The organism is Moorena sp. SIO4A1 (genome assembly GCF_010672065.1).
Classification (GTDB): Bacteria; Cyanobacteriota; Cyanobacteriia; order Cyanobacteriales; family Coleofasciculaceae; genus Moorena.
In genome coordinates this window covers 60,999-73,969 of the sequence record NZ_JAAHHX010000032.1, presented here as the reverse complement: position 1 = coordinate 73,969, position 12,971 = coordinate 60,999, and the positions used below count along the sequence as shown (strand labels likewise).

The 12,971-nt window shown below is 42.8% G+C and carries 16 protein-coding genes; 10 read left to right on the top strand and 6 right to left on the bottom strand.

The window, feature by feature from the left end:
* From F6K53_RS21205 to F6K53_RS21190, 4 genes are all read left to right on the top strand, one after another.
* A partial coding sequence (locus F6K53_RS21205) for a hypothetical protein (RefSeq protein ID WP_293082130.1) occupies positions 1-512 on the top strand: 512 nt, incomplete at its 5' end.
* Entirely contained in the window at positions 509-1,909 is a 1,401-nt protein-coding gene (locus F6K53_RS21200) for a terminase family protein (RefSeq protein ID WP_293082127.1), read from the top strand. The genes F6K53_RS21205 and F6K53_RS21200, both read left to right, overlap by 4 nt.
* The gene (locus tag F6K53_RS21195) at positions 1,906-3,495 is read left to right on the top strand and encodes a hypothetical protein (RefSeq protein WP_293082124.1); all 1,590 of its coding nucleotides are present in this window, start codon (positions 1,906-1,908) and stop codon (positions 3,493-3,495) included. Before F6K53_RS21200 ends, F6K53_RS21195 begins: the two co-directional genes overlap by 4 nt.
* A 40-nt stretch (positions 3,496-3,535) precedes the next feature.
* Positions 3,536-3,958: a hypothetical protein gene (locus tag F6K53_RS21190; protein ID WP_293082121.1), complete on the top strand. Its 423-nt coding sequence runs from the start codon at positions 3,536-3,538 to the stop codon at positions 3,956-3,958.
* On the opposite strand, the gene F6K53_RS21185 is transcribed toward F6K53_RS21190, so the two are convergent.
* Positions 3,931-4,485: a phage tail protein gene (locus F6K53_RS21185; RefSeq protein WP_293082119.1), complete on the bottom strand. Its 555-nt coding sequence runs from the start codon at positions 4,483-4,485 to the stop codon at positions 3,931-3,933. The two genes, F6K53_RS21190 and F6K53_RS21185, sit on opposite strands and share 28 nt — an antisense overlap.
* Between F6K53_RS21185 and F6K53_RS21180 the strand changes: the two genes are divergently transcribed.
* Positions 4,478-4,822, top strand: a complete 345-nt coding sequence (locus F6K53_RS21180) for a hypothetical protein (RefSeq protein WP_293082116.1) — start codon at positions 4,478-4,480, stop codon at positions 4,820-4,822. The genes F6K53_RS21185 and F6K53_RS21180 overlap by 8 nt on opposite strands.
* On the opposite strand, the gene F6K53_RS21175 is transcribed toward F6K53_RS21180, so the two are convergent.
* Positions 4,819-5,304 carry a hypothetical protein gene (locus tag F6K53_RS21175; RefSeq protein ID WP_293082113.1) on the bottom strand — a complete coding sequence of 162 codons (486 nt, stop codon included), beginning with the start codon at positions 5,302-5,304 and terminating at the stop codon, positions 4,819-4,821. The two genes, F6K53_RS21180 and F6K53_RS21175, sit on opposite strands and share 4 nt — an antisense overlap.
* Before the next feature lie 34 nt (positions 5,305-5,338).
* Between F6K53_RS21175 and F6K53_RS21170 the strand changes: the two genes are divergently transcribed.
* The 4 genes from F6K53_RS21170 to F6K53_RS21155 all read left to right on the top strand — a co-directional run bounded on the left by F6K53_RS21170 (position 5,339) and on the right by F6K53_RS21155 (position 9,085).
* On the top strand, positions 5,339-5,992 hold the full coding sequence (locus F6K53_RS21170) for a hypothetical protein (RefSeq protein ID WP_293082110.1): 654 nt from the start codon (positions 5,339-5,341) through the stop codon (positions 5,990-5,992).
* Between the two features lie 883 nt (positions 5,993-6,875).
* The gene (locus F6K53_RS21165; protein WP_293082107.1) at positions 6,876-7,610 is read left to right on the top strand and encodes a hypothetical protein; all 735 of its coding nucleotides are present in this window, start codon (positions 6,876-6,878) and stop codon (positions 7,608-7,610) included.
* Entirely contained in the window at positions 7,607-8,902 is a 1,296-nt protein-coding gene (locus F6K53_RS21160) for a hypothetical protein (protein ID WP_293082104.1), read from the top strand. The genes F6K53_RS21165 and F6K53_RS21160 overlap by 4 nt, the downstream gene beginning before the upstream one ends.
* A 12-nt stretch (positions 8,903-8,914) precedes the next feature.
* A complete protein-coding gene (locus F6K53_RS21155) occupies positions 8,915-9,085 on the top strand; it encodes a hypothetical protein (RefSeq protein ID WP_293082101.1) in 171 nt (56 codons plus the stop codon).
* Between the two features lie 67 nt (positions 9,086-9,152).
* Here F6K53_RS21155 and F6K53_RS21150 read toward each other — a convergent pair whose 3' ends face one another.
* The 4 genes from F6K53_RS21150 to F6K53_RS21135 form a co-directional block, all read right to left on the bottom strand.
* The gene (locus F6K53_RS21150) at positions 9,153-10,565 is read right to left on the bottom strand and encodes an FtsK/SpoIIIE domain-containing protein (RefSeq protein WP_293082098.1); all 1,413 of its coding nucleotides are present in this window, start codon (positions 10,563-10,565) and stop codon (positions 9,153-9,155) included.
* Complete coding sequence (locus F6K53_RS21145) at positions 10,502-10,927, bottom strand: hypothetical protein (protein WP_293082095.1); 426 nt, start codon at positions 10,925-10,927, stop codon at positions 10,502-10,504. Before F6K53_RS21145 ends, F6K53_RS21150 begins: the two co-directional genes overlap by 64 nt.
* 2 nt (positions 10,928-10,929) lie before the next feature.
* Entirely contained in the window at positions 10,930-11,229 is a 300-nt protein-coding gene (locus F6K53_RS21140) for a hypothetical protein (RefSeq protein WP_293082092.1), read from the bottom strand.
* 175 nt (positions 11,230-11,404) lie between these two features.
* Positions 11,405-11,842, bottom strand: a complete 438-nt coding sequence (locus F6K53_RS21135; protein WP_293082089.1) for a hypothetical protein — start codon at positions 11,840-11,842, stop codon at positions 11,405-11,407.
* 279 nt (positions 11,843-12,121) lie between these two features.
* Here F6K53_RS21135 and F6K53_RS21130 point away from each other — a divergent pair, with 279 nt between their 5' ends.
* Positions 12,122-12,904, top strand: coding sequence for a BRO family protein (locus F6K53_RS21130; RefSeq protein WP_293082086.1), 783 nt, complete (start codon positions 12,122-12,124; stop codon positions 12,902-12,904).
* Positions 12,905-12,971: the final 67 nt, after the last annotated feature.

Genomic DNA, 12,971 nt, shown 5'->3' with positions numbered 1-12,971 from the left:
TAGAGAAATTACGGATAATGGGATATGATCAGCACGCAGCAGATGCGGCAGGAGTCACAATGAAGGCCGTCATTGAATGGAAAAAGGCTAAACCCGAATTTTTAAAAGAATACGATCTAGCTAAAAGCGATTTTAAACGAAATTTGAGAGGAGGAGAGTTGAATATACTAGCTCTCTTAGCAGCTAAGAAAATTTTATTAAACGGAAAAACTGTCCTAACAAAAACCTTAGGAACAAGGACTACCATCGAAAGGTACGACAAAAACAATGACCTAATATACAAGGAAGTTATTACAGTAGATCCATCCGAAAGCTTCAGAACATACTCTCCATCGGAAAGCTTAATAGGGATGTTTGTAGATAAAGAAGATGCTGCCTTCCAGTATTTAACCGGCCTAGGTTACGAAGTGAGAGACCCTAGGCTGAATGCAAATACTGCGACTCGGGGGTTGACAACAAAAACTGTCAACATGCTCAAAACTCAAATGTTTGGATTAGAGAATGTAAATTGAATCCAAAAAACTCCTTAAAGATAGCAGAGGCATCAAAACGAATAAAGACAGCTTCAATAAAAGAAGTCGAACCTGTTTTTACTGAAGACATATTACTTCAGTATCAGAAGGATTTTATTGACCTAATATTGAATAACAGGTTTATTGTCTGCCTTAAGGGTCGGCAAATAGGGATGACTTGGTTGCTGGCTTTGATATGCGTTCTCAGGGCTGCGGCTAATAAGGGTCAAAATCAGTACTACATCTCATACAACAAGGAAAGCACAGACCAATTCATGAAGAACTGTCGCTGGTGGGCGTCGAACCTCCAGTTATTCTGTAATGAGATGTCAGAGTCTGTCTACGACGGAGAGAAAGATCTACTGGTCTACAAAATGACTTTCTCTAGTGGGTTTGTGATAGAAGCTTTATCAAGCAACCCAAATAACATCCGTGGGAAAGGCGGAGACGTGGTAGTAGATGAGGCGGCCTTCATTGAACATCTAGATGAAATTGTTCGAGCCATCACCGCATTAGTCCTATGGAGTCCTGAGCGCAGCATTGTCCTAGTAAGCACTGCCGACACAGTGGATAACCCTTTTCACCAGTATTGCGAGAAAGCAAAGAAAGGAGAGAAGGGTATGGCTTACTATCAAATGGGATTCAAAGAGGCCATTGAGAAAGGTCTGTACCGCCGAATTTGCTTTCTAAGTGGGCAAAAGTGGAGCAAGGAAAGTGAAAGGTCTTGGGAGCAGGGTATCAGAAACCTGTACGCCCCTTTTGGAGATGCGGAGCTTGACTGTATCCCTCTTGACTATTCCCAAAATGGTCTATTCAAAGCTGAAGACTTTGTGCTTATGAGCTGGGAAGAGTTTGCGAAGATAGAAAGCGCTATCCATGATGAAGCTATAGCTTTTGACTTGGCAACAACAGGTAGAGACATGGGGGACAGACAGAAAGGGAGAGATCCGTTCTACACCTTTGGGATCCATATGATGCGCCACAAGAAGATTTACATCATTGCTGACATCATTTACGCTCAAGTGAATGTAGAAGATGGGGACGAGATGATCATGAATTGGGTCAAAGAAAAAAAAGTCAAAAAGCTAGTTTTAGAGCAAGAACCTACATCTCGCTTTATTTCTTCTATGCGTAAGAGGTTGAAAGGTACCTGTAAGGTGATAGGCTCTAGACCAGTAGGTGACAAAGTTCTTAGGGCTAAGCCTTTCTTAAATGAAACCGTGCTAGGGAATGTAGCTATCTTGCCATTCAAAGACAGGAGCAAACTCATCTCGCTGTTCTGTAGGTGGCCACCTCCTCAACCCCTTCCTTTGATCAGTGACAGTGTTGACGCTACAGTTCACGCCTACAATAGTATTGCTTTGAAGCCCGTACAAATTCCGGTAGGCTCACGATGAGATACTCAGTAAAATCAAACACTTTTGGTATTAGACCAAAAAGTAGGAAAAGACCAGAACAACAAGTAAAAGAAGATTACGAGTTTTACGAAGGAGACCAATGGAATCTTTCGTTTTTTGCTGAAAAAGCGGCCTATGTTGATGATCACATCCTACGTGAAATCATTGAAATAACAAAAACTACTTTTCAGTTTAATAACATCATTAGACAATGCGTAGATAGACACATTCACGGGTTGTTTCAGAAAAAGTTTACCTACTTTTTTGCAGATGAAGAAGGAGAATCTTTAGGCGAAGCTCCGACTGCTCTAGATAAGGAATTAAAACAATTTATTAAAGAATATGAGAATATCTCTCTGTCTTTGATGGCAGAGAATCAAAGTGCTATAGAGAAAGCAATAACTGATGCAAAAATATGCGGAGTTGGATACATCCGTCTATTCAATCCTCAGTACCTGAACCTAGACCTTACCATGCATTCCCCTGATTATGATGAAATATATGTAGCCAGGGACACTAATCAATTTCCGCGCTGGCTTTGTTACTACTACACTGACGAGACAGACAATCAGACACTGACAGAACTCCAACACCTCAACGAAGTGACCGGGCTGACAGATTTCTATATAGTAGAAGGGGAAGTTAGTCCCAGCAATAGAGTTGGCAGCACAACTTTTAAATTTTTGCCTTTCGCTGAAATTCTAACAATGATAGAAGGAAGGGTTAGAGAATCGTGGAGCCTAGATTTAGATGGCCATTTTAGTGTTGTTGAATTTAGATTGAAGAAACTATTAACTGACGATGTAAAAAGTCTACAGAAAGGATTTAATCATGAATTGACTTTGATGAGTCAATACATCGCAACATTCCAGCAAACTCAGATATTAAATGGATTACCCCCAGGTGAATACAAGTTAGACGAAGACACCCAAGAGCTTACTTACGAATTTACTCCTGAAATAGAACTTAGGGTTAATACACGAGAGTACATTCAGGGTCTTTGCAAAAGAAATGAAGACGGTCTGATCACAGATTATACTACTCCTCAGGTTGTAGCTCCACTTCCAGCTAGCATATCTCATTTCGTTGAATCCTTGACAATCAAGGAAGTCCTGCTTTACCGAGCGATGAACCAGGGGCACATCCCTACAGAAAACAATTTGCAACTTTCAGGACGTTCAAGGACTGCAATGAGAGCTGATCATAGAGCCTCTCTGGAAAAAGACTCAATGATAATTCAACCCAGACTTTCTACTTTATTCAAGACAATACTTTTGCTTAAAAATATTGGAAACCCTACTAAAGTAAGTAAGATAAAAGAAGCGAATTTAGTTATTCAACTAAACATAGAGATTGGCGAACCATCACCAGAAGAAAAAGCTGAAGTTAGAAATAATTACCAAGCCGGATTACTTTCTCTCTCTTCAGCAATAAGTGCAATAGGAAAAGACCCTCTAGAGGAAAAGCCTTTGATAGAAGAAGACCAAGAGAACCTAATACAGTTTGATCCAAATCCACTAGGGAGCTCGCCAGTCCCTCAACAACAAAAACCAGGAGTTAAAAATGGACAGAACCCTAATAAATAGTTTACCAACAGTTGTTTCCCCTCAAAGATCATATGGGAAATTGATGAGAATTGACAGATTAGGGGAATGGAACTTGGCTTTTATGCCAGCGCAAATGAGTCTAAGAGTGTCGTCCTCTTACCAGCCATCTGGAGCTACAGGGGTAATGCAAAATCAAATCTTTCAAAGTCACTCAGAAGAACTTAGTATTCCTTCTCTGAACATAGCTGTCAAGAACTACAGGAAAGGACTGACTGATTACGTCAACGATTTTTTAGCTTTGAGTAGACCTTATCCAGGGTACAACTCCCCATTAGTCCTTAGATTCATATGGGGAGAGGAATTGTTCTCCCCTTGCGTCATGACTGAGGCTCAAGTCATATCTAAAGACTGGTATCCTAACGGAGAAAAAGCTGAAGTCACAATCAGTATGACTTTAAGGAGAGTCCCTTACGATCAAGTGATAGAAGTACCAGATATCTGAATCGTGTATTCTCCCCAACAAGGAAGGAAGTTGTCTATCGTATACTGAACCAAGTTATACTCGACAGTTCCCTCTATGTAATTAGAAGGAACTCTTATTGTGTAGGCAAACGGGTCTACCAACAAAAGCGGTTCAGTCCCAGTAAAGGCCGTTTCTGCCAAAATCCAGCCTGTAGCTTGTCTCAACTCTGCTTGTAATCGAAAGCAGTTGATAACAGTCGTAAACCCTACGATATTGCCTCGGTTACTCCAAATCTTGTTAGTGTTTATGAGCAAACAGCGCTTGGCTTCGTCTGGCCAGGTAGAAGACCACAGCTCTCCCCAGCCTGTCCATTCCGCAATGATGTCATACCATTCAGGTTGGCAAGTATACGGATCCAAGAATAATGACTCGTAGTTATCCAAGAATTCGTTGATATTTGTCAAAAAGGTATTGATAGCACTAGTTAAAGCTTCTGCTATCTCGGCCTGTTCAATATCACTCCTGTAAGCTTTAGGAAGTTGTTGAATTATTGGATCAATGGACATAAGTTACCCCCTCCGCTACAAAAATGGCCTTCTTTTGACAGCAACAGATGGAGATCTTGAGATTTACACCTGGATTAGATCTCTTCTCGCTACCCTCAAGGGAGAAAGGGACAACAAAAACTACGGTATAGATCCAAGTATATTCTTCGAGGCGGGAGTCCCTGGGTTGATAAAAGAAGAGTCTGCAAGGGCTTTTGCCTTAATCCCAGAAATTAAAGGTGAGATCAAAGTGGTCTCTTTCGAGAAAGGCGTGGTGACAATAGAAGCCATCATAGTACCTTCAAGCTCAACAAATGCCAGAAGGATTTCGACAAGAATAGACCTGGGGGAATTTTAAAAAAAGCCAACTTTTCTCACCCTAACCACCTTAGACCCGATGGGGTCACAAGGGAAACCTACTCTACAAGAACTGGATTGAAGGTTAACAGGATTATCGCAGGGTTCGCAATAGGTTAATTTAAGGGATTCAGGGATTGTCGCACCACTGGCTCCATCTATACGCCATTGAAGGTTACGGTAGGTTTGGGCGGTGCGATCGAAGTTAGTAAACTCTGTTCCGCCTTCCGCACGCTTTAGAATGTTCACTTCCTGGTTTGTCTCAATGAAAATAGCAGCGACTAAATAATAGCGGTAAAAATACTTTTGACCTGCTTCAGGATTCTTTTCGTCTGGAGGAAAAACGCCTCTGGTGTCAATTAGCCATTGACGCAACTGCTCCTCATGTTTCGCTATCTTATAGTAGTCAGCAACTGTCTGTAATGTGATCAGTAACTCTAAGGACTTGTCAAGGTCAGTGTAGACCGGCTGATCGTTAGCCATTGTGGTACTATTGGACGGTAAAGGAGATTATATCATGAATTATACCGAAATACTAAACAAAATAGCTGAAACAGAAGGCTTAGGCCAAGAGGCACTGGATATCATAAAGTCAAAGATGAACGGCTACGTAAACGACAGAAAAGCAGCTCAGCAAAAATTAGAAGAGACTAAAACCGTCCTGTCCACCATCGCAAAAACAGCGGGAATATCAGAAGAAGAACTTCAGCAGAACTCCGACAAGCTCAAGACAACCTTAGACCAGAAACTGAAAGAACTCAAGGCAGCGAAGCAAAGCATCGAGGCAAAAACGAAAGAACTAGATGAGACCAAAGGAAAACTAGAACAGGTCACAGCCGCCGCTGGTAAGCAGTCAATGGTCTACACGGCAGCAGAAGCCGCAGGGGCAAACTACCATGTTTTGACAAAGCTAGTCGGCAATGAAAAACTAGAGATCAAGGAGGGTAAGGTCATGGTAACAGTGGGAGACGGTGATTCAGCTACCTCTAAAGAGTTAAGAGATTACGCTCAAGAAACTGACGCTTGGAAACCGTTCGTCCCAGCACTATTTCCCACTCCAGTCGGAAAAATTCCGACTGGTAGTAGTGGAACGGGAACAAGTAAATCTACTCCTAGAGAAAAATTGCTTGCAAAGAAATTAAATAAATTTGGAATAAATAACAATACCTAAAATTAGACCTACTATTGATAAAAAATACACAACGAAAAAAGATTCTACCTTCCCAGAAAGTACTTCTGGGAGATGGATGGCTGGAGAGCCAAAGCCTTTTCAATTGATACAAAATGAAAGCTTTACAACTGGGACAGAGTTTTTGTGGACAAAAAACAGAGGACTCTCAGGGACTTTAGTTTTTAGACCATATTTTGCGACAAAACCAAATCGTGGATGGGATTTAAGTAGAGTTTATGGAAGAGATAAAAACATTGATCAACGACAGCAGTTATGGAGGGGGTTTATTCAATTATGTTTGTTTTCCAGCATTACGATTTGATTAGGTTAAATTTTTCCATGGGTGGCAATTCAAATGAACATGTAGGAAAGATAAAAGGTGATATTATTAGCAACTCAGAGATTGGATTAATTTACACTAATTATATCAAATAAGTAAAAACGAATATACTCTTTGAACATGACAAAGAATCTTTTGATGAAGTTACATACAACAACGAAAAAAAAGGATTCCTATATATGATACAAGGACAGGTAAATTAGTAAATCAACGAAAAAACCGATCTTGGAAATGAATTTCAAGTAGATGTAATACGGGGCGGAACAGGGTTTAAAATATACAAAAATCTACTACTTGATTGGTCATGGCTAAATTATTTGTCGGGCAACGATCCAACAGTAGACAGAATAACAAGAGACTTCAAGATAAAGCTTTTATCTAAACTTAGAAAAGAATTTGTTTGCCTCGCAAGTCCAAAAAGTTAGACTATCTAGTAGACCTGTGCTATAATTTCTCAACGTGATCAGGAGAAAGCGTAATACCGCTGACAGGAGTCAGCTACCTATCGAGCAGGAATTGGTAGGGCGACAATAACACAAATAGGTGACTAAAAGGCAACCTGTAACAAATAAGTACTTTGTCTCAAGTAGAAATGAAGAACCCTGGAGCCAGGTAAATACCTTTCCAGGCCGATGGATGGCAGAGTACGTTAGGCCATGGCATATGCTTGCAGGAGGGGCAAGAGTAAATCCCTCGGACTTCATAACGGAAGACAACAAGGATGGAATCATCCATTCAGGAAGGTTATTATTTAGACCCTACGACACTAACCAGTTAAGCCTCAAATACAAAGAAGTCGGCGGAGATGGGACTATTGACGTCAACCTCAATGGTAGAGGAGCCATGAATGACACGTCTAGTCTTTGGAAGCCTTTATTTAGCTTTAAGGACTGGGTAATAGAGGAGGGTGGGAAGGCTTACCGATTTGATTCATCAGACACGGTAAAAGATCAAATAGGAAAGATGTTTAGAAGAGTCGTGGATAGTGAATTCGGCTTTGTTTACGACACCAACACTTATCCGGAAAATAATCCTCAAGTTGATTTGATAGTAGGATATACAGGTTTTCGTGTTTATGAAAATCTATTACCAGACTGGAAGTTTTTATTTGAAAACAAAGAAAATGATGAGTACAAAATCCCGAGCGGTGAAGATAACAATGGAAAAAATGGAATAGCAATACTAATAGCGGAGATTAGGAAACGCTTCCCTACCTCTGTTTACCCAACGGCTGATCGACTTGCTCCAGTTTGGAGTGATGAAGGAGGTCAACCATGATTACTTGGGCAGAACTCCATGACATTTTCTTGGAAAATGAAATTTTTCAGAAGATAGCAGATAACCCCTTTTTACAATTTGGGACTCCCAACAATCAATTATTAGGTGCTCGTATACTTCCAGACGAGCCAACATTTCTTCGGTATTTTGAGCGGGATGAAATGCGCTACCGCATTCCCGTGGCACTAGATACTGGTAGGTACTCACCTCCCCCAATGCAGGGTGACAGTATAATGATTGGTCAGATAAGGGTTTCCCTTTCTGATCAAAGTACAGCTGATCAATTAACCGCTGCCAAACTAGATCAGGTGACTCTAGCTCTAAAGAATGATCAGCACGGCACAGCTGGGGATTCTTTATTAATCGACTTTGGAACCAACTTGGTTCAAAGATTGGTCACCAAAAGCGAGGTAATGAGATGGGAGGTTCTTTTGCGATTCTGTAGCACTAGAATTGGAGTTAACAATTATTTTGAGAAGATTAATTTCCGATATCCATTAAACAATGCTTGGGTTGCCGGTCAAATTGACGGAAACGCTTCTAGTGTACATAACGCAACAACCAACCCCAGAACTGGGACAAATAATTGGCATGGAACTGAAGTGTCAGAAGCGGCAGACCCGTTAGACGATTTTTACAAAGCCAGGGATATTCTTGATAGCCAAGGGTATCAAATGCAAGCCATCTACACTGATCGCTATGTTGCTAAGTTGCTAGAGCGCAACCCTCATATAGCTGAATGGGCAAGAAGTCGGATAGTCATCCGACCAGATATCGATTCTCAAAACGTAGTAAGCACTTTAAGCAGACGACCAAACCGCCAACAAACGAATGAATATTTTTTAACCAACGACTTTCCTGTAATCAATGTTTACAATCAGGCGTACAGCATAGAACCTGAGAACGTTGGAGATCCTACATTCAAGTTCTTTATGCAGCCTCCTGGAACTCCCAAAGGAAGGCACTATGTCCTAATACTTGGCAGAGTAGATAACACTTCTGAAATTTATTACGAGGAAGAAGACGAAACCATCACTTTAGAAAACGTGATGGGGTACAACTACGTCGGAATTGTAGCCGGTAGAGCTAGCCCTGGCAGGGTTGTTTACTCCGAAACCCGACAGCGGCATCCGATGGGGATTTACGCGGAAGCCATTCAATCCACTCAACCGGTGATCCTTCACAAAGGGGCTGTTATTGTGATCGCAGTAGATGAGCTAGGTGACGAAGGAGAACCGGTAAACCTAAATCTCCCAGCGATCGCACATGAACCAAATGGAAATTACAGGTAACAGGAGGCAATAATGGGATTTCCTAAACGTACAACAAAAAAAGGTAGGCAGAAAACTGTCACCGGACGGAAAACTCTGGTCATAGTTCCCGCCTACCGAATTAAGGCCAAACGGGTCAAGGGTGGCGGTGGGTCCACTAAAGGTGGCGCTAGTCACCGCTTAGGAGGCAAACTTAGAGGTTGATAGACGGACCAAGAAACTTAATACCCGGCGGCCTAAGGGTAAGAAAACATTGTACCCCCAGGGCAGCTTAGTCTGTTCTAGACTCTAAATACTCCATCAAAGATTGCTTATTATACCGACGGTGTCCACTGTCGGTTTTTTTGTGGACAATTTTACCAGAGTCCGCCCACCTAGCCAATGTCCGACTGGTCACCATCGCGACAATTTTGGCCTCCTTAGGGGTCAACCACACCAAGTCAGTTTGGCTTCTCATCGATGTAAAAAGGGAACGAGTGGGAACAGTAACAAGTGGGGACTGTAGGCGTACTAAGGGTTTACCGGGAACAAGACAGAAGAGATCCCCTAGACCTAAAAGCTTCTCGCTGCTAACATTTATTCCAGTGATGGTATGACCATCCTCCCGTGTACTAGTGCGCATTGCTACTTTGATCGGTAGATTATCTCTGATATCTGAAGGAAGGTGGCTAGCCAAAGGTTTTTGGGTTCCGATTAAGCTGTGTACCTTTGGTTTCCGCCCTTTTCTTGCAATCACACTAAGGTAGTGGTTGCCCTCTTTTTTGACCTCTTTGATTCCTGAGTTACTAATGTCAGTAACCTCGTCTACGATCGCGACAATTCGGGAAACGCCTGACAAATCCGATAGGTGCTTCCGCCGATCCATTTCCTCTGTCAGTTCTCGCAGCAGAGAAACCCCATCCTCTACTTCATTAGCTACTGGTCGCCACAACCACTCTCCCAGTCCTTTTGCAAACTCAAAATCAAACCCTTTGGTGTCGATAATGGCAAACTGGATATCTTGGGGCGTGTACCAATCCATCAGGCTTCTCATGACCATCTTGATAAATTCAGACTTACCGCTACCGGTGCAGCCTCCAACTAACAAGTGAGGAGTACTAGGTGCTCCTAGGTCCACAAAATAGGGCTTGCCACCGAGGTCGTACCCAAGCAGAATCACAGCGTGGCCGTTTGGCCTCGGTAAGATTTCGTACTCTGGGAAAGTTCGTTTCCCCCTTGGGATGTCTATGCAAACTCCCTCATTAGATTTAGACACAAGTGGAACCATCGAGGAAGAAAGGAGGTATTGAAGATCAGGCTCGTGGTTATCTATTGCAGCCATCTTTTGAAACGGACCGGGAGCAAATCGGTAACGGTCATAAGCAGACCCTTTGGTTACCCCCAAAAAGGCCAAGTCAATCCCCAGCTGTTTGAACTTCTGCTTTATCAGATCGGCCTTCTGGTCTCCTGTGGTAACAATTTGTGGAGAAAAATACTTGTCGGTTTCGCTTACCTGCTCTGCTACTGCCCGAATCTGTTCCCGCTGTTCCCGTTCGTCTTCCTTTTTGTCCGCGATCGTACCAACGGCATGACCTCCTAATGCAACGAAGAAAGAGACCGGACCAGCCCACTTTCCAAGCCCTAAAGTACCAACAGCTGCACTAAGGGTAAGAGTCCATGCTGTAATTGTGATTCTAATTCCCATTCCTGACTCCAATAGATTGCCCAGTGGCAAAATGCCGCTGTCAGGATTGACAACCCTACGATACCGGCAACGTTCCAGAACCGCTCATTTCCTTCGTAGTCCGCAATCCCGAATAGCATAGCGACAATCACCACACCAAAACCTACAGAGAAAACAGCGACTCTCAGGACGCGAGGTAAAACCGAAACAATCGAGACAAAAAAGAGAGTCCCCGAATAAGCAACTGTAATCGCCGATACCCATCCCCTGAGATGGCCAGGAGGATACCAAAACCGGTTACGCCTTTTCCTTCGGAGATGCAGGGGAACAATAGAAGGTAAATCTTCAGAAGTTAGGCTGTACCTTTCTTTTTTTACATCCATGCTTAATTTTTATAGTTTTTTTTATTAATCATTGCATCAACTTGTGCTATTAATTTTCTTTCTAAAACATCAGTAAATATTTCATTTTTATGCTGTAAGTGGGCTTCTAAAGGATCGAACATGAGTACTCCAGTAAATAAAACAGCAGCATCTTCTTCCCAATTCTCGTATACCCACAAGTCAGAATACCAGCGTACAACTTGAGGGTGATTAATAGCTGAACCAACGTACACTGACACGTTTGGAGAGCACAGTCTAAAAATAAATTCTATTGGAAAAGGTGAAATTTTAGATTTTGGCATGACACGACCTTAATGCAGTTTAACAATGTCCTCGGAGATGAGGGGATGAAACTGTGACCCATAACTGAGAAGCGAACAAAGCTGTCGATGTCCAAAGAGAAGTTGGCGGACGTAGGTGTAAGAGGACAAAATTTAAACGCGGACGTCCATAGATCCGTCCATACTTTTCATTACTCTATATATTATTGAAAAACGTGGACGCCTCAAAAACATGGACGTCCGCGAAAATCCTTGCACTCCAACTGTTCCAGCGATCAAGACGGGAATTCCAGAGAGAACAGCATAAATACGCCTTGTCATTCGCTTCGTCGGCATTCCCTGCAAGCGACACTTTGAGGTAAGTTACGCAACGGTACTCAGTACCTTTCTCTAGTTCTTTGATTGAAACAGTGAGATTATCTTCTGCTTCTCCTTTCACCGGTTCTAGTACTGGCTTAAAGCTACTCCCAAAATAGATATTAGCCCTAAGGTCTTTTACTACCGGCTCATTTCCGACCTTACTCCAGAGAATCAACGGAGACAGAACCAAGTCTGTTCCATTTAAGTTGACATTGACCCCTGCTTTTAATTCGGTAGCTTTTTCGTCATAAACCGCGAACGGATACGTAGTCATGGTATTCCTAGGTAAATCCTGATTGTAACAGCGAACCCCCTGGGAAGGCCGCAGGAGGTTCTAGGTGTTGCTAGTAGTGCGACCCCACGGACGCACCGAGGGAGCAGGGGTGACCACGCCCAGCTAGCGCTGTTGCTTTATTCTACAACCGGAAGGTCTCTAAACGGAAGGCTAAAGTTGCGATTAGTTGTGGTAAAATCATATCAGCGAAGCCCCCACTAGCTTACGAGGCACCATGGAAGGCTTCTAGTCCCCCAATAATCAAGGACATACCTTATTATGACATCTAACCTTTCTATTTTCAATTTTGAAGGTCAAGACGTTCGCTTTGTTGGTACCGCAGAGGTACCTGAGTGGATAGCTCAAGACGTTTGTGACGTATTGGGAATCGGGGAAGCGCGTAATGTAATGCGTAACTATGACGAAGAAGAGCGTGGCGTGTACACTATACACGGGAGCGCCGGAAAACGAGAAGTATTAACAGTGAAAGAGCCTGGTCTTTATCGCTTGATTTTTAAGTCTCGGAAGCCTAAAGCTAAAATTTTCAAAAAATGGATAGCCAAAGAAGTACTTCCTTCTATCCGCAAAACCGGCAACTACTCCATAACAGAGTCCGCGATCGCGCCAAAAACGGAAACGCCCGATTTCCAATCAATAGGAACTGCCATTGATACGGTCTTGGGAAACACTGGAGTTAACCCTCGCCTGATAGCCGGAGTTAAGGCCAATGAAATCGCTCGACTTTATCCCGTCCTGTCCAAGACTATGGAAGCCGCTAAGAAGCTCTTACAGGTACCGGTAGAGGAGAAACCGGTAACAGTCACCGAGATAGCCAAGCTGTTCAGTGAAAAACACGGACTACAGACGAATGCGCGGGAGATGAACCTCCTATTAATCGATTGGGGATTCCAAATAGTAATAATGGACGGAAAGAAGAAGACCTACAAGCCTACTAAGAAAGGGGAACCCCATGCTCAAATGATTCTACAAGCAGGGCGCGGCAGCAATAAAACGGTCACCCAGCTAAAATGGTACACTAGCCTGATAGATGCCCTGAGTTAGTATCTCAGTATTCCTTTTTATCACTGTCCGACCCCGGTTAGTTTGCCGCCGGGTTTTTTGTTACCTT

Coding starts and splice junctions, on each gene's coding strand:
- F6K53_RS21195 (WP_293082124.1), top strand. CDS start 1,906: ATGAGATACTCAGTAAAATCAAACACTTTTGGTATTAGACCAAAAAGT.
- F6K53_RS21180 (WP_293082116.1), top strand. CDS start 4,478: ATGGACATAAGTTACCCCCTCCGCTACAAAAATGGCCTTCTTTTGACA.
- F6K53_RS21185 (WP_293082119.1), bottom strand. CDS start 4,485: ATGTCCATTGATCCAATAATTCAACAACTTCCTAAAGCTTACAGGAGT.
- F6K53_RS21175 (WP_293082113.1), bottom strand. CDS start 5,304: ATGGCTAACGATCAGCCGGTCTACACTGACCTTGACAAGTCCTTAGAG.
- F6K53_RS21170 (WP_293082110.1), top strand. CDS start 5,339: ATGAATTATACCGAAATACTAAACAAAATAGCTGAAACAGAAGGCTTA.
- F6K53_RS21160 (WP_293082104.1), top strand. CDS start 7,607: ATGATTACTTGGGCAGAACTCCATGACATTTTCTTGGAAAATGAAATT.
- F6K53_RS21155 (WP_293082101.1), top strand. CDS start 8,915: ATGGGATTTCCTAAACGTACAACAAAAAAAGGTAGGCAGAAAACTGTC.
- F6K53_RS21150 (WP_293082098.1), bottom strand. CDS start 10,565: ATGGGAATTAGAATCACAATTACAGCATGGACTCTTACCCTTAGTGCA.
- F6K53_RS21145 (WP_293082095.1), bottom strand. CDS start 10,927: ATGGATGTAAAAAAAGAAAGGTACAGCCTAACTTCTGAAGATTTACCT.
- F6K53_RS21140 (WP_293082092.1), bottom strand. CDS start 11,229: ATGCCAAAATCTAAAATTTCACCTTTTCCAATAGAATTTATTTTTAGA.
- F6K53_RS21135 (WP_293082089.1), bottom strand. CDS start 11,842: ATGACTACGTATCCGTTCGCGGTTTATGACGAAAAAGCTACCGAATTA.
- F6K53_RS21130 (WP_293082086.1), top strand. CDS start 12,122: ATGACATCTAACCTTTCTATTTTCAATTTTGAAGGTCAAGACGTTCGC.